We start from the raw sequence: 17989 nt of genomic DNA, 5'->3' as shown, positions 1-17989 counted from the left end.
TTGCGGTCTGCGATGCTCACTGTACCTTCGTACAGTTGCGCTTCTCAACCACAACTTCCTTCCGCTCGCTACGGTTTTGTTAGGCGTTGTAAGTGTCGAATCGGCGGCGAATATGAACGTTGGGCGCAACTTGCAGTAAAATGCAGGCTGAAAAATGGTTACGAGCAATCGTAGCCATTTTTTATTCTGGCACTATCCTGCTTTCGCTCATTTGAAAATTGACAATGTCCCATTCCCTGCATCACCAATTTTTGCGTTTCGCCGCCGTCGGCGCTTCCGGCACGGCCGTGCAATACAGCGTGCTGTGGGGCGGCGTGGAATGGGCCGGCATCAGCGCCGCTGCCGCTTCCGGCATCGGCTACATCCTGGGTTCCGTCGTCAACTACCTCCTCAATTACTTTTTCACGTTTAAAAGCGACAAGGGCCATGGCGAGGCGGCGTCCAAGTATTTCACCTTGCTGGGCATCGGCTGGTGCATCAATACGGGCCTGATGTGGCTGCTGGTACACCAGCTGGGCTGGTATTACTGGCTGGCGCAGGTGCTGGCCACCGGTATCGGGCTGGTCTGGAATTTTGCGGGCAGCCGCTGGTGGGCCTTCAAGCCGGCCAGCGTAACGACCAAGTAAACAGTTGTTGCAAGAAAAAAAGATGCGCCTGGGCCAAGACCCGGCGCGCGGTTTTACCAAAACAAGGGGTTAATCATGCAGTTCCTGGAACGCTATTTCAAACTGAAGGACAATGGGACCAATGTGCGCACGGAGCTGCTGGCCGGCCTGACCACGTTCCTGACGATGGCCTACATCATCTTCGTCAACCCGTCCATCCTGGGCGACGCGGGCATGCCGAAAGACGCCGTTTTTGTTGCCACCTGCCTGGCAGCCGCCATCGGCACCCTGATCATGGGCTTGTACGCGAACTATCCGATCGCGCTGGCGCCGGGCATGGGCTTGAACGCGTATTTCTCGTACACGGTGGTCAAGGGCATGGGCATGAGCTGGGAAGTGGCGCTGGGCGCCGTCTTCATTTCCGGCTGCCTGTTCATCCTGGTCAGCCTGTTCAAGGTGCGCGAGATGATCATCAATAGCATCCCGCCCGCGCTGCGCACGGCGATCACGGTCGGTATCGGCCTGTTCCTGGCCATCATTTCGCTGAAAAGCGCCGGTATCGTGGTATCGAACCCGGCCACCATCATCGCGCTGGGCGATTTGCACCAGGCTGCGCCCATCCTGGCCATCCTCGGTTTCTTCATCATCGTCGCGCTGGACCGCCTGAAAGTGCCGGGCGCCATTCTGATCGGCATCCTCACCATCACCATCGCCAGCTTCTTCTTTGGCGGCAACCAATTCAACGGCATCGTCTCTGCGCCCCCCGCCATCGAGCCGACCCTGTTCAAGCTCGACATCATGGGCGCGCTGTCGATCGGCATCGTCAATGTGGTGCTGGTGTTTTTCTTGGTGGAATTGTTTGATGCGACGGGCACCCTGATGGGCGTGGCCAACCGTGCTGGCTTGTTGAAAGACGGCAAGATGGAACGCATGAACAAGGCCTTGCTGGCCGACAGCACGGCGATTGCCGCCGGCGCCTGCCTGGGCACGTCCAGCACCACGGCTTTCGTGGAAAGCGCGGCCGGCGTGCAAGCGGGTGGCCGCACGGGCTTGACGGCCGTGGCCGTCGCGCTATTGTTCCTGGGCAGCCTGTTCTTCGCCCCGCTGGCGCACACGGTGCCGCCGTACGCGACGGCGCCAGCACTGCTGTACGTGGCGTGTCTGATGCTGCGCGAACTGACCTTCATCGATTGGGATGACAGCACGGAAAGCATTCCAGCCGCCATCACGGCGCTGATGATGCCGTTTACCTATTCGGTGGCCAGCGGCGTGGCGTTCGGCTTCATCACCTATGCGGTATTGAAACTGTTGACGGGCAAGGGCAAGCAAGTGTCCGTGGTGGCTTACATCATCGCCGCCATCTTCCTGTTCAAGTTTATTTACCTGGGCGAATAGCCCGGTTGCTGGCAAGCAGTTGCCGGCGCAATGACAAGGCCGCCCGTGCATCCGCATCGGCGGCCTTTTTTGATGGGGCGGTTTACATCAGCAGCGCCGCCACCAGGTCTTTTTTGGTGTCGCCGGCGCTGCCATCGAAGCGCAAGGCTGCTTCCACATGCGCCAGGTGCTCGACCATCAGGCGCGCCGCCAGGTCTGCGTCGCCACTGCGCGCCGCCTCAAGAAAGCGGCCGTGTTCGTCGTACGAGCAGGCGGCAGCGTGGCCGGACTGGTACAGCATGGTGATCAGCGAGCTGCGCCCCACCAGTTCGCGCACGATATCGCGCAGCACGGCGTTGCCGGCGATGTCGGCCAGCAAGACGTGGAAGTCGCCCAGCAGTTGCGAGCGCAGCGGCGTCGCTTGTGCCAGCGCCAGGCGCTCCGCTTTCAGGTGTCGCTCCAGCATACGGTAGTCGGCGGATTTGGCCCGCGCGACGAATTCGCGCGCCAGGGCCGCTTCGATGATGCGCCGCGCGGCGAAGATGTCGCGCGCTTCCGCTTCGGTCGGCTGGCTGACGAAGGCGCCCTTGTCGGGCACCATGCGTATGAGTTTGTCTTTGGACAGGATCAGCAGGGCGGCACGGATCTTGGTGCGGCTGACGCCATACAGCCGGCACAGCGCCTCTTCGCGCAGCCGCGTACCGGGCGGCAATTGGCGCGCCACGATGGCGGCCGCCATATGCTCGGCAATTTCCGCCGAGCTGTCGCCGCTGCCGGGCTTGTCCACCAGGGATGCGCTTGATTCTGTCATGTCGAGTGAGAGCAGTCAGCCAGGGGCAAGGATGAGCCTTGCAAGCGCATGCTGGCAGCGGGGTGGTCGACGCCCGCTGCCGGCATGCCGTTAGCGCCTTGCGTGTCGGCAAGGCTTGGCTATTCTACTATCTTGCGTGGCGCCGCGCAGACGGACGCAGCCGCCTGGCAAGGCTGGTTCCCTGGCGGCGTATTTTGCTGGCCATGCAGATTGAAACTGGACATGAGAAATTTTGACGTATATAATTCGGCCTCCTTTCCCTGATAGCTCAGTTGGTAGAGCGACGGACTGTTAATCCGCAGGTCCCTGGTTCGAGTCCAGGTCGGGGAGCCAGAACAAGCAGTAGCAAAGGGCCACGTGGCAACACGTGGCCCTTTTGTTTTGCGCGCACGGTTTCCCGTTCACGCTTGCCCTCCCTTCAGTGTCTTAACGACATGCGTGGTGCCGGCCTGCTGGTGGCAGGGGCACGCGCAGTGTTTCCCGGATCAGGGATCGACAAACACGTCGAAACGCACCTTGAGCGGGCTGCCCCACGAGATATCCACCCAGGCACGGAAGCCGCCGTTGTACGGCGCGATGTTGTACACGGCCATGCGGGCTGAACCAATAAAACGGTCCTGGGGAGTCGCGCCATACTCGCTGATGTTGAGCAATACGCGCGAATTGGCCTTCACGTTGGCATTGGCGAAGTTGACCGAAGGATGCACGCCATTCGCCGTCCACACGTAATAGGTGGTGAAGGCGGCGGCGCTCAGGTTCAAGTCCTGTGCGGCCGCGCCTTTTGCGCTTTTTCCTTCCTGCTCCATCGGCGCATCGGTTTCTTCCAGTGCCAGGTTGCTGCCGGTGCGATGTTCTACTTTCATATCCATGATGGTCTCCTGATCGATAGTTTGGATGCCGCGCCTGTCGTCGTGCGGCAAGACGCCCTATCTGTTGCCGTGACGGCCAGTGTCACGTCCTGGCTGATAAGGTAGCCGCCTGCTCCATGCTGTTGGAGTAAGCCATTCTAGGCAAACGCGCGGGCAAAAAGCGCGCCGCACCACCGGAAAAACGGCGCTAACTTGTGCTGGCGCAAACACCTTGCAGGCAAATCGCAAGATCTTTTCCCGCAGGCTATTTTTATGCGGGCGCCACGCATGCCGGGCTGGACAATGGCACAATAGGCGCAGCCGACCTGTCGATACGCAACCCGTTGCGAGCCTAGCCCATGCCGATACTGAACCTGAGTGCCGAAACCGATATCTATTACGAATTGATCGATGGCGACCCCGCCAAGCCCTGCCTGGTATTCCTGCACGAGGGGCTCGGCTGTTGTGCGATGTGGAAAGATTTTCCCGCGCAGCTATGCCAGGCGACGGGCTGCCGCGGCTTGCTGTATGACCGCCACGGCTATGGGCAATCGTCGCCGCTGGCGGCGCGCCGCCAACTCCATTATTTGCACGACTACGCGCTGTGCGAGCTGCCACAAGTGCTCGCCGCACTGCTGCCGGGGCAGGACCATTTTCTCATCGGCCACTCCGATGGCGGCAGCATTGCCCTCATTTATGCGGCGCAGCAGCCACCGCGCTTGCGTGGCATCATCACCGAAGCGGCGCACGTGTTTGTCGAGGGCGTGACGCTCGATGGCATTCGGGTGGCGGACGCGGCGTTTGGCGCGGGCAAGCTGCGCGCGCTGGCGAAATACCATGGCGACAAGACGGAATCCATCTTCAAGGCCTGGTCGAACACTTGGCTCAGCTATGGTTTCCAGTTCTGGAACATCGAATACCTGCTGCCCTCTGTCGAATGCCCGGCGCTGGTGCTGCAGGGCAGCGAGGACCAGTACGGCAGTGCGGCCCAGGTCGACACCATCGTGGCGCAGGCCCTCAACGCCGTGCCCGCCATGGTCGAACAATGCGGCCATGCACCGCACCAGGAGCAGCCGCAGGCATTGCTGGCGCTGATGGAAGGCTTTTTGCAAGGCCGCATGGACGCGGCTGCTCACCAGGCTATCCTGCCTGCCCAGGGCTGACTGGCCCGCCACGCGCACAGGTGCTCAATGGCAGGCAGGATCGCTGTCCCAGCGGCCCGAGCAGATGCGCGAGCGGCACAGCATGCCTTCGATCAGGCCCAACTGCTTGCAGCGCCGCAACAGTTCCGCCGTTTCGTGTTCCTGCTCCTGCCTGCGCTGCACCACGTCGCGCACGGGCTTTGCCGTGCCTTCCTGCCGGTGCGCATGGGCCACCATTGCCGTCAGCAAGGCGACGTCGCTGTCGCCGGGCGCTGCAGCCGGCCTCGGCCCCTGCGGACGCGCGGGCGGTGCTGCCTTGCGTGGCGCACTGGCGCGCGCGCTTGCCGTTGTGGCAGCGAGCGCAGGCAAGGGCGGGGCCACCGTATTGACGATGGTGGCCGCCTGCGCCGCGTGCGGGGGCACAATTGGGGCGGATGGCGCCGGCAGTGCGGGCGGAGCCACAGTCACGGCCGTGGCGGGTGCCGGGGGCATGCTGCTCGTGTCATAAGCTAGCACGGCTAGCACCGCCAGGCACAGCGCGCCAGCGGCCCAGTGCCGCCAGCCGGGGCGCCAGCGCAGGGCGGGCCTGGCCGCAGGCGCGGTGACGCCGTGTTCGAGCTGCGACAGGATGCCCTTGCCGTCGCTGTGCACGCCGGCCTTGCTCAGCAGGTCAGGACCGTGCGCCTGGCCATCCCCGGTTTTCAATAGAGACAAAATATCACCTCCGCAGTGGATCAAACTCGACTGACCTTGATGTAAACCGCGCTCATGCGGGCCGCGGACGCCTACGATCTAGCGATACCGCCGGGAAATTGCTGTCCGGCCCACGCCGATCCCTGTCACGGAGCGCCCCATGTTTGTCGCCCTGGTCCTGATGTATTTCCTGCTTGCCTGTTTTGCCTGCTGGCTGCTGCTGTTTCCCGGCGGTCGCGCCATCGTGCTGCATACACTCGTCAACCTGGGATGGCGCGTGCAGCGGCGCGCGCAGTACCTGAAGGGCGGCAGCGGCGCGCAGTGGCGGCGCGTGCGGCAGCACACGGGCTCGGGCACGGCGCGCGCCTGGCAGCTGCTGTTGCGGCATCGTTGGCTGAGCCTGGCAGGCAGCGTGCTGGTCATCGTGCCGCCCTTGCTGGCGTGGTTGTCCAGCGACCGCATCGCCCTGCGCGGCTATGCAGACCGGCAGCACGTCATCAACGACCAGGTCAGCGACTTGCTGAAAGGCGAGCAGCTGGTGCCGCCGCCAACCTTGCCGCCGCTGCTGTTTTCCACGGCGGAAGTGACGCAATTGCGCCCGCTGCTGGGCGGCGCCAGCCGCAACTGGCAATTGCTCGACCACGACTACGCGCAGCGCCTGTTGCTGGTCTTCAAGATCATGAAGGACGTGCATGGCTACGACATGGTCTTGCTGGAAGGCTATCGCAGCCCCGCGCGCCAGGACCAGCTGGCGGCGGCGGGCCCGAACGTGACCAACGCCAGGGCGTTTCAAAGCTATCACCAGTATGGCCTGGCGGCCGATTGCGCATTCATGCATGAAGGAAAGCTCATCATTTCTGAAAAAAATGCCTGGGCCATGCGCGGCTACCGTTTATATGGCGTGACGGCCGAATCGGTCGGCCTGCGCTGGGGCGGGCGCTGGACCATGATGGATTTTGGCCACACGGAATTGCCGCAACCGCGCGTGCTGGGCAAGTAAGCCGCGCCAGCCATTCTAGCGCCGCGCGGCGCCATCATTTTCACCGCTGCAAGCTTGCTTGCGCAGCGTCAATGGCACGCCAGCGCCTGCCGTGCGCTGGCGCCTGGTACTTGTCATATGTCAACAAAGGCGCGCCGACTTGCTGTCAGCATGGGCCGAATCCGCCTTGCTTTGCGACCTCACCCTGGGCTTATCATGCTGCGACGAATCTGGTATTTCCTCACTGACAGCCGCAATCTGACCATCCTCGGCTTCGTGGCGCTGGCCGTGTTCCTGTACCTGGGGGCCGAGGTGCTGGAAGTGGCGCTGATCTGGGCGCTGGCCTTGCTGCTGCTGGCCTTTGTCACCTGGCTGGGCTTGTGGCTGTGGCGCCGGCGCCGCGCGCGGCGCAATGCCCAGGCGCTGGGGCAAGCCATCCTCAACGAGGCCGAGATCGCCGCCGCGCAAGCGGCCTCGGCCTCGACGGCCAACAGCACCCAGCAGGGTGAACTCGACGCGGTGCGCACGGGCATGCTGGCTGCCATCGAGACCATCAAGACGTCCAAGCTGGGCCTCAAATCGGGCGCCGCCGCCCTGTACGAATTGCCGTGGTACATGATCATCGGCAATCCGGCCGCCGGCAAGAGCAGCGCCATTCTGCATTCTGGCCTGCAATTCCCTTTCGCCGACGGCAAGGTGGTGCAAGGCGTGGGCGGCACGCGCAACTGCGACTGGTTTTTCACCACGGACGGCATCGTGCTCGATACGGCGGGACGCTACTCCGTCGTTGACGAGCACCGCGGCGAGTGGTTCGGCTTTCTCGACCTGCTGAAAAAATACCGGCGCAAGGCGCCCATCAACGGCATCCTCATCGCCGTCAGCATCGCCGAATTGAAAGGCGACCCCGACGTGGGCATGCAACTGGCGCGCAGCCTGCGCAAGCGCGTGCAGGACGTCATCGAACGCCTGGAAGTGTTCGCGCCCCTGTACATCGTGTTTACCAAGGCAGACCTGATCGCCGGCTTCACGGAATTTTTTGCCGATGCCGAGCGCAGCGAGCGCGAGCGCGTTTGGGGCGCCACCATGCCCTATCAGCGCAAGCTGCCCACGGCCGACTTGCTGGCGTTTTTCGACCAGAGTTTCGATGAATTGCACGATGGCTTGACGGAGCTGAGCCTGGCCAACATGGCACACCGGCAACGCAAGACGATGGCGCCCGGCGTATTTACTTTTCCGCTGGAATTTGCCGCCGTCAAGCCGGCCCTGCGCGCCTTCATCGCCACCCTGTTCGAGGAAAACCCGTTCCAGTTCCAGCCCGTGTTCCGCGGCTTTTACTTTACCAGCGCGCTGCAGGAGGGCGAGCCCGTGAGTGCCTCTTCGCAGCAGGTGGCGCGCCGCTTCGACCTGGCCTACGCGCCGGCCCAAGTCGCAGCGCCGTCCGATGTGCGCCAGCATGGCTATTTCCTGCTGGAACTGTTCCGCAAGGTGATTTTTGCCGACAAGCACCTGGTGGCCAACTATGCCAACCGCGCCAAGCTGCGCTTCAAATATGCCGTGTTCTTTGCTGCCACCGTGTCGCTGGGCGCCTGCCTGGGCGGCTGGAGCTGGTCCTACCTGGGCAACCGGCAACTGGTGGCCAATGTCGAGGCCGATCTGAACAAAGTGGTGAAGCTGCAGGAGCGCCGGCTGGACTTGCAGTCGCGCCTGGAAGCGCTGGAGATCTTGCAGGACCGCATCGAGCAGCTGGAAGCGTACCGCACGCAACGACCGTGGTCCTTGCGCCTGGGCCTGTACCAGGGCGAGTTGCTTGAGCGCAAGCTGCGCGAAGAGTATTTTGCCGGCGCGCGCCAGGTCATGCTGGACCCCGTGGCGGGCGCGCTGGAAGCCTTGCTGTTCGAGATGAACGCCAGCGCCGACCAGTTGCAGCCCACGGCGCGCACGCCGCAGACCCCGGCCGCCGCGCCAGCTGCCGCATCGCCAGCTACGCGCTCGTTCCAGTACCAGGCTGCGTCGCCGACAAATGTGGAAGATGCCTACAACGCGCTGAAAACCTATCTGATGCTGGCCGATAAGACGCATGCCGAGAGCAGCCATTTGAATGATCAGTTGACGCGCTTCTGGCGCGGCTGGCTGGAGGGCAACCGGGGTGCCATGCCGCGCGAGCAGATGATACGCAGCGCCGAACGGCTGCTGACGTTTTACCTGGCGCAGATCGGCGATCCGTCCTGGCCGCGCATCGAGCAGAAGCTGGCGCTGGTCGACCAGGCGCGCGAAAACCTGCGCCGCGTGGTGCGCGGCATGCCGGCGCGCGAGCGCGTGTATGCCGACATTCGCGCGCGCGCCTCGACGCGTTTTCCCGGCATGACGGTGGCGCGCATCGTCGGCGAACAGGATCAGGCGCTGCTGGCGGGCAGTTACGCCGTCTCCGGCGCCTTTACGCGCCAGGCTTGGGAAAAGTTCGTCGAGGGCGCCTTTCGCGACGCCGCCAACCGTGAGCTGCAAAGCGCCGACTGGGTGCTGAAAAGCGCGTCCACCGACGACCTGACCCTGGAAGGCAGTCCGGAACAGATCGAGAAAAACCTGGTGGCCATGTACAAGGCCGACTACGCGCGTGAATGGCAAAAATTCGTGCAGGGCGTCGCCGTCGCGGACCTGAAAGGCTTTGACGGTGCCGTGCAAGCGATGAATCGCCTGGGCGACCCGCAGTCGTCGCCGATTGCCAAACTGCTGACGACCATTTACGAGGAAACCTCGTGGGACAACCCGGCGCTGCAGAATGCGCAATTGCGCAAGGCCGAGCGGGGCATCATCGCCTGGTTCAAGGAAACCGTGCTGCGCCGCGCGCCATCGCAGCTGACGGCCAATCCTGGCGTGAATGCGCAGATCGACCCGGCCCGCCTGGATAAACCCATGGGGCCCGTGGGGCGCGAATTTGCCGGCGTGGGCAAGCTGGTGGCGGCCAGAGACAACAATGCCTCGCTGATGCGCGCCTACCTGGAAGCGCTGTCGAAACTGCGCAGCCGTTTGAACTTGCTGAAGAACCAGGGCGACGCGGGGCCGGGTGCGCGCCAGTTCATGCAGCAGACCCTGGAAGGCAGTGGTTCCGAGCTGGCCGACGCCCTGAAGCTGGTCGACGAGCAGGTGCTCACGGGGATGAGCGACGCGCAAAAGCAGGCGATTCGCCCCATTCTCGTGCGCCCGCTGATGCAGACCTTTGCCGTCATCGTCGCGCCGGCCGAACTCGATATCAACAAGACCTGGGCGGCGCAGGTATATGAACCGTTCCAGAAATCGCTGGCGAACAAATATCCGTTCGCGCCCACGGCGCGCATCGAGGCGAGCAACCTGGAGATCGGCCAGTTCTTCGGTCCGGAAGGCCTGGTGGCGAAATTCGTCACCACCTCGATGGGGCCATTGGTGGTGCGGCGCGGCGACGTGCTGGCACCGCGCACCTGGGCCGACATGGGCATCAGCCTGTCGCCGCAGGTGGTGGCGCGTTTTCCCGGCTGGATCGCGCCGCTGGGCGCGGGCGGCGTGGCGGCCACCTCGACGGCGGCGCAAACCGTGTTCCAGATCCAGCCGTCGCCCGCGCCCGGCACCCTGGAATACACGGTGGAGATCGACGGCCAGCAGCTGCGCTACCGTAACACGCCGGCGCAGTGGACGAACATGCTCCATCCCGGCCCGCAGGGCGCATCGGGCATGCAAGGGGCGCGCATCACGGCCGTCACCTTCGACGGGCGCACGGTGGAACTGTTCAACGAGCCGGGGCAATTCGGCCTGAAGCGCATGATCGATGCGGCGGCCAAAAAGCGCAAGGACGGCGGCGTGTTCGAACTGCGCTGGACGCGCGGCGAGGTGGCCGTGGCGGTCGACCTGAAAATTACCAGCAGCGCGGAAACGACGGGCGCTGGTGCCGCCACTGCGTTGCAGGAGCAGGGCTTTCGCGGCATGCAGCTGCCCGAGACCATCGTCGGCGTTCCAGTACCCGCGCCGGTCATTGCAGCGTCGGCGGGAGTGTCGCCATGACGCGCGCGCAACAGCAGGTGCGCCTCGGCTACTTCGGCAAGATCCCCGCGCGCGGCGATTTCATCAAGGCTTGCGACAATCACGCGCTGGTGCAGCTGCTCGACGACTGGCTGGCGCAGGTCATGACTGCCCTGACGGTGGAACCGCGCTGGAAGCTCAATTACGACGCCTTGCCGCCGCTGCGCTTTGCCTTTGTCGGCACGCGCAGCCGGCGCGCCATCGCCGGACGCCTGGAAGCGAGCAACGACCAGTCGCTGCGGCGCTTTCCTTTCATGGCCATGGGCGCGCTGGAAGTCGATAACGCCGAAGCCTTTGTCGCTTGCAGCCCGCTGGCGCTGGCGCCGCTGTGGCAGCGCGTGGAGCAGCTCTCGCAAGGCATTGTGACCAGCGCCGAACCGGGTCCGGCCCTGCTGGCGCTGGCCGGCAACGTGGTCGAAGTCGAACCGGCCGCCCCATGCCACGCGGCGCGGCTGGCCGCCTTTTTGCAGGCGCAGACCGTGCACGGCTTGCAGACCATGCTGGCTTCGCCCGCGTTTCCGGTGACGGTGCGCGAACTGCTGCTGGGTCTGGGCCTGCTGCTGCAGCCGGTGCGCCAGAGCGGCTTGCCGCGCCTGGAGAAAAGCCTGGTGCTGCCGCTGCCGCAGGAAGTGCAGCTGCGCGAGCTGGTGGCCAGCTTCTGGCTGCATTTGATTGCGCCTTTCCTGCACCAGGCCGATTTCGAACTGGCGCTGTTTTTCTCTCACCTCGACGAGGCGCCCGTGCTGGTGATCGGTTTTTGCGGCGCCGACCCGCACGGCTTGCGCGCGCTGATCGATCCGCAGGCCGGCAGCGAACGGCTGATCGTGTTCGACCAGCTCGACTGGGTCGAGGAGCAGCTGGGACGCACTGCGGCGCTGCGCCAGTTTTCCGCCTGCCTGCAGCAGGAGCAGCTGTCGCTGCGCTCGGCCTGCGCCATGTTTGCCGATACCTTTGCCTGAAGGATTGCGATGAAGCCGACCGTTTTTTTCCTGCTGCTTGCTGCAGCCGTTCCCTTTCACGCGCAGGCGCAGACGCAAGCGCCTCAGACGCCGATGCCGGGACAGATCCTCGTCACGGGCACCCTGGCCGACGAGGCGGGCAAGGCGGCCGTGCTGGCCCGCCTGCGCGAACTGTATGGCGCCGAGCGCGTGGTCGACCAGATCGCCATCGGCAACGTGGCCGTGCCGGCCAACTGGAACGCCTACGTGAAAAAATTGATCGCGCCGAACCTGAAGCTCATTTCACGGGGGCAGATCAGCATCGCCGGCAACAACGTCAGCGTGCGTGGCGAAGTGGCGAACGAGGCGCAGCGCCAGCAGATCGCCAGCGACATCGCCACCAGCCTCAATCCCACGTATGTCGTCAACAATGGCTTGCGCGTCAAGGCGGCCGAGGCCGAGCAGGGCTTGCTCGATGCGGCGCTGGATAAACGCATCATCGAATTCGACAGCGGCAAGGCGTCCATCACGCCGGCCGGTCTGGCCATCCTCGACGAGATGGCGGCCGTCATGCTCAAGCTGCGGGGCCGCAAGGTGGAGGTGATCGGCCACACGGACGACACAGGCCTGCGCGCCAGCAATGTGGCCTTGAGCCAGGCGCGCGCCGAAGCCGTGCGCGCCTACCTGGCCAGCAAGGGCATCGTGGCCGAGTCGGTGCTGGTGTCGGGCCAGGGTCCGGACCGCCCCGTGGCCAGCAACGCCACGGCCGATGGCCGGGCGAGAAACCGGCGCATCGAGTTCAGAATCGTGCAATGATCAGCGCATAATAATCAAGGCAGGGTGATGGTCAAATTCGCCGGGCGTGGCGCCAGTTTGACCAGGTCCGCGTACGCGGCCAGCGTCGTTTGCGTGCTGCGCGTCAGATGCGTTTTCAGGCCCAGGTAGGCGCAGATGGCCAGCAGGGCGAAAAAGCTCGACAGCGCCCATAGCGGCACGTCGCTGCCGCGTTTGTTGACCACCTGGTCGGGGCGTTCCGCGCGCGGCGCGAAGCCACGGCTCTTGCCCTTGATGTGGGCAATCTCGTCGCCCAGGCGCGCCGTCAGGTAGCTGAGTTTTTCGCCGCCGTCGATCGCATACTTGCCCTGGAATCCCAGTAATAAACACATGTGGAACACTTGCAGCGCCTGTACGCGCATGGCGCCCTTGCCGCGCAAGGCGTCGAGGCGGTCGAAAAAATGTTCGCCCGCCAGCTGGTCACCGAAGATCAGCAGCTGCAGCGGGCGCCGCTCCCACTGCTTGCGCAGGGTGAAAGGCGAGGCCAGGATGATTTCATCGACCGCCGCGCAGAATGCATACTTGGCCGCCTCGATATCGTCGCCATCGGCGCGGATCTTTTTCGCTTCGCGTTCGAAGTCGCCGAGAAAGGCCGTGATGCGCTCCATGAAGCTTTGCTCGTCGCCAGGCGCCGAACCGTGCTTCAGCATGAACAGCATGTAAAAGCCTTCGTGCATCAGGTCCAGCAGGGCGCTGCCGGCATGTCGGCTGTTGCCTGCAGGGGCGGCACCACGTGGTCCCAGCAGGGAGGGCGCCGCGCGCCGTTCGATGAGCTGGCTCATGCCGTCACCGCGATCAGTTCCAGCTGCAGGTCGCGTATGCCGGCCGGTACGTAGACGGAAATCGACTGCGCCTTGAGCATCTGTTCATACAGGGCACCGCGGTTTTCAAGCGCAAAATAGTAGGTGTCGGGGCGCACGGGAATGGCCGCCGGCACTTGCGGCGCATGCGACAATTTGAGGCCGGGCATGGCCGTGAGCACGCATTTTTCCACGTCGTCGGGCGCGCCCACTTTCACGCGCACGGGCACCACGTCCACCAGTTCGATGGCGGGCATGGCGGCGCGTATCGCCAGGTACAAGGTGGTGTGCTGGTCGATCTTGCCCGAATCGAGCTTGCCCAGGTAATACGACGGCTTGTCTTCCAGCAGGGCGATGGAAAAATACTTCGACGAGATGACGGTGTCGAGCAGTTCGCGGATGATCGCGTCGATGGCGTCGAAGCAGGCGCCCGGCTGCGCGTGGTCGTAGGCGGGCAGGCTGGCCAGGGTGTAGTGCTTGGAGTAGCTGAGCAGGCCGCCCGCCAGACCCAGCAGCGCCTCGTACAGGCGCTCCGGATGCAGGGCCGGATGGCGCACGTAGTGCATCAGCGCGGCGGCGGCCGTGCTGACCGTGTGCAGCAGCCAGAACGAGGATACGTCGCCCGAGCGGAATTCGATCACGTTGCGGCTCGGCTCGCGGTGGTGGCCGTGCAGCGCGCTCACTTTCGCCTGCAGCGCGTCGAGCAGGTGTTCCAGCACGCTTTGCAGGCGCGGCGCGCCGGCGATCGCCAGGCTGGGCGCCATGAACGATGGCACGGGCTCGAAGCCGCCCGACACCGTGCGCCGCAGGGCGATCAGCGGCAGGCAGTCGTAGGAGCCGCGCGCTTCGCTGTCGGGAATCAGGCGCACGGTCTTCTTCAGGTACGCCACGTCGGCCACGGCGGACTCCGTAAACAGGTCGGGCGTGGCGCGCATGGCGTGCGCAAAGCGCGTGGCTGCAGGCGTGCCTGCCGTTGACGCCTGCGCCGTGTAATTCATGCCCTCGCGGTTGAGGATGGGCAGCGCCGCGTAGTACGTCACTTCCTGCACCGCCGGCGGCAGCGCTGCCAGGTCCACCGGCGGGGGCAGGGTGTCGCTGCCGGGTGCACCGTCGCCCAGCGCCTCGAACACTTCGCCGTCGCGGAAGATCGCCGACAGGGCGTGCAGGCGCAGGGTGCCCGTCTGCAGCGCCGCCAGATCCCATTCCATGTGCGCCACGCCCCACAGGTAGGGATGCAGCGCGCTGGCCGTGTGATGCAGGCGCGCTTCGTGATACTGATCCTGGCGCTGGAAATGCTGCGGCCGCAGGAACAGGCCTTCTCCCCACAAGACTTTCGCTGCCATGCCCATCGCGTTTCTCCTTTGAGTGTGTGGCGTGCGGGTGTGCTTCATTCATTTGCGCTACTGGCAGCGCGGGCTTGACAGCGTGGACGTGCCGCTGATGCTCAGTGCGCAGGCGTGCAGGCCGACGGTGATGCCGCCGCGTTCCGCGTCGGCGGCGCCAAAGGTGGCGCGCCAGCGCTGCGCCGCTGGCGCGCGGAACAGCGCCACGACGCCGATGAAATACGCTTCCTTGCTGACTTTTTCCTGCACTTCGTAGCGCTGGCCCGGCACCAGCAGCACTTCCTTCACTTCCATCAGGTCGGTGCCCAGTGCGGCTTTTTCGCGCTGCGCGTCGAGGAAGCTGTCGTATGGTGCCTGCTCGAAGGCGGCGCTCTGGCGCAGTTTGTAGATGCGCGCCACCAGCGCCAGCGGCCGGCCTTCGGCATCGGTGTTGAGGCGCTGCGCCGCGTGCAGGCGGATGCTGACGTTGCGCGGCGGTTTTTGCGCGTCCGGCAGTTCGGGCGGCGGCTTGGCCACGCCGGCCATTTGCAGCGCCGCGTTGGCCAGGGTGCCGATGGCGCCGCCCGCGCAGCCAGCCAGCAGAAGGGCCGGCAGCAGTAGTGCGGTGGCGTGGGCCAGGCGGAGAGAGGCGTCAGATGGCATGGGTTTGCTTTACAAAGGGAGGGGGAAATAAAAGTGTTGCTGCCATTTAATCCCATGCACCGGCGATCTACTTGCGTTGGCGCAAAGTCCGCCTGCGATCAACGCAGTTCCTGCGCCAGATCAGGATTCATGGAGCTGTCCGCCGCTGTGGCATGGAACTTCTTCTTTGCTGATTAATCTCAATCTGGCAAAAAAATTAGCGATCAATAATGGCCTCCACCAAGGCGCCGCCCATCTTTCCCAGCGGTAGCGTCCTCCACGTGAAGGAATGCCCGATGAAGCCAGCCACCATGTTGCCCCGTATTGCCTGCCTCGCCAGCGCCTTGCTGCTGGCCGCCTGCGCCACGCCAGACCAGCCGGCGCCCACCAAACCTGCCGCGCCGACCCTGGCGCAAGTGATGAGCGACGCCGATGCGGCCGCGCGCGCCGGCCAGTACGAACGCGCCATGACCCTGCTCAAGGCCGGTGGCAGCAGCTACCCGGCCGACAAGGCGCCGTGGCTGCAGATGGCGCAGATGAAGTTCGACCGCGGCCAATACGGCGACGCCATCGGCCATGCACTCGAAGCGCTGGAACGCGATCCGGACGACAAGGTCGCCAACAGCATCGTCGCCGTCAGCGGTTTGCGCCTGTCCGGCAAGGCGCTGTCCGACCTGTCGCGGCAAAACAATCTGAATGGTTCGCTGCGCTCGGAAGCGCAGGAGCTGGCCAAGCTGCTGCGTGCCAGCATCGGCGAAGACGTGCTAGTGCCGCCGGCCAGGCGTCCGCCAGCGGCCGGCAAGCGCGCTGCCGGTTCTGGCACGCCGGCGGCGAAGGGCGCGGCAGCGCCAGGCAGCGCGGCCGACCCGTTCAGCGGCTTGAAATAAGCCAGCATCCCCACCATCCCTTTGCAAAGGAAGCGACATGCCCAAGTCCGACAGCGTGCAAAAACGCCTGCAAAAGATACGCGCACCGCGCGTGCAAATGACCTATGACGTCGAGATTGGCGACGCGATTGAAAACAAGGAGCTGCCCTTCGTGGTGGGCGTACTGGGCGACTTTGGCGGCAATCCGGACAGCGAGAAAAAACGCCTGAAGGACCGCAAGTTCGTCGCCATCGACAGCGATAACTTCGACGAAGTGCTGGCCGGCGTGGAGCCGGTGGCGCGTTTCGCCGTGCCGAACCGCATCAGCGAGGCGGGCGGCACGTTCGCCGTCGATCTGCACTTCCGCTCGATGGATGACTTCCGCCCGGAATCGGTGGTGCGCCAGGTCGATCCCTTGCGCAAGCTGCTCGAGGCGCGCACCAAGCTGGCCGACTTGCGCAACAAGCTGGCCGGCAACGACAAGCTGGAAGACTTGCTGACGGAAGTGCTGAACAACACGGACAGCCTGGCCACCCTGAAACCGCAGTTCCCAGCGCAGGAGGATTGAGATGAGCGCCCAGGCAGAAGCCCTAGCAGTATCCACCGCCGATGCGCCGGCCGCGACCGACTTGCTGGACCAGATCGTCGAGCAAAGCCGCGTCGCCAAGTCCGGCGCCGAGCATGCGCGCGCGCGCGACCTGATCTCGGAACTGGTGGCGCAGGTGCTCGACGGCACGGTGCTGATGTCGACCAGCCTGTCGGCAACGCTGGACGCGCGCGTGGCGGAAATCGACCGCCTGATCTCCACCCAGCTCAGCGAAATCATGCACGCGGCGCCGTTCCAGCAGCTCGAACAAAGCTGGACGGGGCTGCGCTACCTGGTCGGCAATTCCGATACGGGCACGCGCCTGCAGATCCGCATGTTCAACGCCACCAAGCGCGAGCTGGTGAAGGATTTCCAGGCCGCGCTGGAGTTCGACCAGAGCAGCATGTTCAAGAAGGTGTATGAAGAGGAATTCGGCACCTTCGGCGGCGCGCCGTTTGCCGCGCTGCTGGGCGACTTCGCCATCTCGCGCCAGCCGGAAGACATGTATTTCGTCGAGCAGATGTCGCACATCGCCGCCGCCGCGCACGCACCGTTCATCGCCTCAGCCGCGCCGGAACTGTTTGGCCTGGAAAGCTACGGCGACCTGGGCAAACCGCGTGACCTGGCGAAAGTCTTCGACACCATCGAGTACGCAAAATGGAAAGCCTTCCGCGAATCCGAGGATGCGCGCTACGTGGGACTGACCTTGCCGCGCTTCCTGGGCCGGCTGCCGTTCAATCCCGTCGACGGCACCACTGTCGAAGGTTTTAACTTTGTCGAGGAAGTCGACGGCAGCGACCATCACAAATACCTGTGGTGTAACGCCGCGTATGCGTTCGGCAGCAAGCTGACGCGCGCGTTTGCCGATTACGGCTGGTGCGCCGCCATCCGCGGCGTGGAGGGCGGCGGCCTGGTGGACGACCTGCCGACCCACACCTTCAAGACGGACGAGGGCGACGTGGCCCTGAAATGCCCGGCCGAAGTGGCGATCACCGACCGCCGCGAAAAGGAATTGTCGGATCTGGGCTTCATCTCGCTGGTGCACTGCAAGAACACGGCGTACGCGGCGTTTTTCGGCGCGCAGTCGGCGCAGAAGAGCCGCAAGTACAACAGCGACGCGGCCAATGCCAACGCGGTGCTGTCGTCGCAGCTGCAGTACATCTTTGCCGTCTCGCGCATCGCCCACTACATGAAGGCCATGATGCGCGACAAGATCGGCAGCTTTGCCGCCGCTTCCAACGTGGAAGATTTTTTGAACCGCTGGCTGATGCAGTACGTGCTGCTCGACGATAACGCCAGCCAGGAGCAGAAGGCGCAGTTCCCCCTGCGCGAGGCGTCCGTGCAGGTGCATGAAGTGCCGGGCCGGCCCGGCGTGTACCGCGCAGTGTCGTTCCTGCGTCCCCATTTCCAGCTCGATGAATTATCCGTTTCGCTCCGACTGGTCGCGGAGTTGCCGAAGTCGACCAATTCATGATCCACCCATCTTTCAACCAGAGGAGCAC

The 17989-nt window shown here is 64.3% G+C and carries 16 protein-coding genes and 1 tRNA gene; 11 read left to right on the top strand and 6 right to left on the bottom strand.

Annotated elements, in window-relative coordinates; all coding sequences use genetic code 11:
• Window positions 1-224 precede the first annotated feature (224 nt).
• Entirely contained in the window at window positions 225-626 is a 402-nt protein-coding gene (locus CNX70_RS21245) for a GtrA family protein (protein ID WP_096236792.1), read from the top strand.
• Window positions 627-701: 75 nt separating this feature from the next.
• A complete protein-coding gene (locus tag CNX70_RS21240) occupies window positions 702-2000 on the top strand; it encodes an NCS2 family permease (RefSeq protein WP_096236789.1) in 1299 nt (432 codons plus the stop codon).
• An 82-nt stretch (window positions 2001-2082) separates the two neighbouring features.
• Here the strand turns inward: CNX70_RS21240 and CNX70_RS21235 are convergent, their stop codons facing one another.
• The gene (locus CNX70_RS21235) at window positions 2083-2790 is read right to left on the bottom strand and encodes a GntR family transcriptional regulator (RefSeq protein ID WP_096236786.1); all 708 of its coding nucleotides are present in this window, start codon (window positions 2788-2790) and stop codon (window positions 2083-2085) included.
• A gap of 257 nt (window positions 2791-3047) precedes the next feature.
• Here CNX70_RS21235 and CNX70_RS21230 point away from each other — a divergent pair.
• Window positions 3048-3123: transfer RNA gene (locus CNX70_RS21230), tRNA-Asn, on the top strand.
• A 152-nt stretch (window positions 3124-3275) separates the two neighbouring features.
• Here the strand turns inward: CNX70_RS21230 and CNX70_RS21225 are convergent.
• Window positions 3276-3659, bottom strand: a complete 384-nt coding sequence (locus CNX70_RS21225; RefSeq protein WP_244198899.1) for a hypothetical protein — start codon at window positions 3657-3659, stop codon at window positions 3276-3278.
• A 338-nt stretch (window positions 3660-3997) separates the two neighbouring features.
• Between CNX70_RS21225 and CNX70_RS21220 the strand changes: the two genes are divergently transcribed.
• Entirely contained in the window at window positions 3998-4801 is an 804-nt protein-coding gene (locus CNX70_RS21220; protein WP_096236780.1) for an alpha/beta fold hydrolase, read from the top strand.
• A gap of 24 nt (window positions 4802-4825) precedes the next feature.
• Here the strand turns inward: CNX70_RS21220 and CNX70_RS21215 are convergent, their stop codons facing one another.
• Window positions 4826-5494, bottom strand: coding sequence for a hypothetical protein (locus CNX70_RS21215; RefSeq protein WP_244198898.1), 669 nt, complete (start codon window positions 5492-5494; stop codon window positions 4826-4828).
• 139 nt (window positions 5495-5633) lie between these two features.
• On the opposite strand from CNX70_RS21215, the gene CNX70_RS21210 reads away from it, so the two are divergent.
• The 4 genes from CNX70_RS21210 (at window position 5634) to CNX70_RS21195 (ending at window position 12253) form a co-directional block, all read left to right on the top strand.
• On the top strand, window positions 5634-6473 hold the full coding sequence (locus CNX70_RS21210; protein ID WP_096236777.1) for a M15 family metallopeptidase: 840 nt from the start codon (window positions 5634-5636) through the stop codon (window positions 6471-6473).
• Between the two features lie 195 nt (window positions 6474-6668).
• Complete coding sequence (gene tssM / locus CNX70_RS21205; protein WP_096236774.1) at window positions 6669-10481, top strand: type VI secretion system membrane subunit TssM; 3813 nt, start codon at window positions 6669-6671, stop codon at window positions 10479-10481.
• Entirely contained in the window at window positions 10478-11458 is a 981-nt protein-coding gene (tagF, locus tag CNX70_RS21200; protein ID WP_096236771.1) for a type VI secretion system-associated protein TagF, read from the top strand. The genes tssM and tagF overlap by 4 nt, the downstream gene beginning before the upstream one ends.
• 9 nt (window positions 11459-11467) lie before the next feature.
• Window positions 11468-12253 (top strand): OmpA family protein, encoded by a 786-nt coding sequence (locus tag CNX70_RS21195; protein ID WP_096236769.1) that lies wholly within the window; start codon window positions 11468-11470, stop codon window positions 12251-12253.
• A gap of 14 nt (window positions 12254-12267) precedes the next feature.
• Here the strand turns inward: CNX70_RS21195 and icmH are convergent, their stop codons facing one another.
• Genes icmH through tssJ form a run of 3 tightly spaced genes read right to left on the bottom strand, consistent with a single transcriptional unit; the run spans window position 12268 to window position 15056 of the window.
• Window positions 12268-13053, bottom strand: a complete 786-nt coding sequence (gene icmH, locus CNX70_RS21190; RefSeq protein WP_096236766.1) for a type IVB secretion system protein IcmH/DotU — start codon at window positions 13051-13053, stop codon at window positions 12268-12270.
• Window positions 13050-14420: a type VI secretion system baseplate subunit TssK gene (tssK, locus tag CNX70_RS21185; protein ID WP_096236763.1), complete on the bottom strand. Its 1371-nt coding sequence runs from the start codon at window positions 14418-14420 to the stop codon at window positions 13050-13052. Before tssK ends, icmH begins: the two co-directional genes overlap by 4 nt.
• A 51-nt stretch (window positions 14421-14471) precedes the next feature.
• Complete coding sequence (tssJ, locus tag CNX70_RS21180; RefSeq protein WP_096236760.1) at window positions 14472-15056, bottom strand: type VI secretion system lipoprotein TssJ; 585 nt, start codon at window positions 15054-15056, stop codon at window positions 14472-14474.
• A gap of 275 nt (window positions 15057-15331) precedes the next feature.
• Here tssJ and CNX70_RS21175 point away from each other — a divergent pair, with 275 nt between their 5' ends.
• From CNX70_RS21175 to tssC, 3 genes are read left to right on the top strand one after another with little or no spacing between them, the layout of a single operon-like run.
• Window positions 15332-15922 (top strand): tetratricopeptide repeat protein, encoded by a 591-nt coding sequence (locus CNX70_RS21175; protein WP_244198897.1) that lies wholly within the window; start codon window positions 15332-15334, stop codon window positions 15920-15922.
• Between the two features lie 37 nt (window positions 15923-15959).
• Entirely contained in the window at window positions 15960-16469 is a 510-nt protein-coding gene (gene tssB / locus CNX70_RS21170) for a type VI secretion system contractile sheath small subunit (protein WP_096236755.1), read from the top strand.
• 1 nt (window position 16470) lies between these two features.
• The gene (tssC, locus tag CNX70_RS21165) at window positions 16471-17961 is read left to right on the top strand and encodes a type VI secretion system contractile sheath large subunit (protein ID WP_096236752.1); all 1491 of its coding nucleotides are present in this window, start codon (window positions 16471-16473) and stop codon (window positions 17959-17961) included.
• The last annotated feature ends 28 nt before the right edge of the window (window positions 17962-17989 follow it).

This window comes from Janthinobacterium svalbardense (assembly GCF_002327145.1).
Taxonomy (GTDB): Bacteria; Pseudomonadota; Gammaproteobacteria; order Burkholderiales; family Burkholderiaceae_D; genus Janthinobacterium; species Janthinobacterium tructae.
Note: the sequence above shows the minus strand (reverse complement) of the source record. Positions and strands in the feature narration are given on the sequence as shown.

Bases quoted from the DNA above. Each gene is read 5' to 3' on its own strand.
- CNX70_RS21245 (WP_096236792.1), top strand. From the start codon at position 225: ATGTCCCATTCCCTGCATCACCAATTTTTGCGTTTCGCCGCCGTCGGC.
- CNX70_RS21235 (WP_096236786.1), bottom strand. From the start codon at position 2,790: ATGACAGAATCAAGCGCATCCCTGGTGGACAAGCCCGGCAGCGGCGAC.
- tssB (WP_096236755.1), top strand. From the start codon at position 15,960: ATGCCCAAGTCCGACAGCGTGCAAAAACGCCTGCAAAAGATACGCGCA.
- tssK (WP_096236763.1), bottom strand. From the start codon at position 14,420: ATGGGCATGGCAGCGAAAGTCTTGTGGGGAGAAGGCCTGTTCCTGCGG.
- CNX70_RS21220 (WP_096236780.1), top strand. From the start codon at position 3,998: ATGCCGATACTGAACCTGAGTGCCGAAACCGATATCTATTACGAATTG.
- tssC (WP_096236752.1), top strand. From the start codon at position 16,471: ATGAGCGCCCAGGCAGAAGCCCTAGCAGTATCCACCGCCGATGCGCCG.
- tssJ (WP_096236760.1), bottom strand. From the start codon at position 15,056: ATGCCATCTGACGCCTCTCTCCGCCTGGCCCACGCCACCGCACTACTG.
- tagF (WP_096236771.1), top strand. From the start codon at position 10,478: ATGACGCGCGCGCAACAGCAGGTGCGCCTCGGCTACTTCGGCAAGATC.
- icmH (WP_096236766.1), bottom strand. From the start codon at position 13,053: ATGAGCCAGCTCATCGAACGGCGCGCGGCGCCCTCCCTGCTGGGACCA.
- CNX70_RS21195 (WP_096236769.1), top strand. From the start codon at position 11,468: ATGAAGCCGACCGTTTTTTTCCTGCTGCTTGCTGCAGCCGTTCCCTTT.
- CNX70_RS21240 (WP_096236789.1), top strand. From the start codon at position 702: ATGCAGTTCCTGGAACGCTATTTCAAACTGAAGGACAATGGGACCAAT.
- CNX70_RS21175 (WP_244198897.1), top strand. From the start codon at position 15,332: ATGAAGCCAGCCACCATGTTGCCCCGTATTGCCTGCCTCGCCAGCGCC.
- CNX70_RS21225 (WP_244198899.1), bottom strand. From the start codon at position 3,659: ATGGATATGAAAGTAGAACATCGCACCGGCAGCAACCTGGCACTGGAA.
- CNX70_RS21210 (WP_096236777.1), top strand. From the start codon at position 5,634: ATGTTTGTCGCCCTGGTCCTGATGTATTTCCTGCTTGCCTGTTTTGCC.
- tssM (WP_096236774.1), top strand. From the start codon at position 6,669: ATGCTGCGACGAATCTGGTATTTCCTCACTGACAGCCGCAATCTGACC.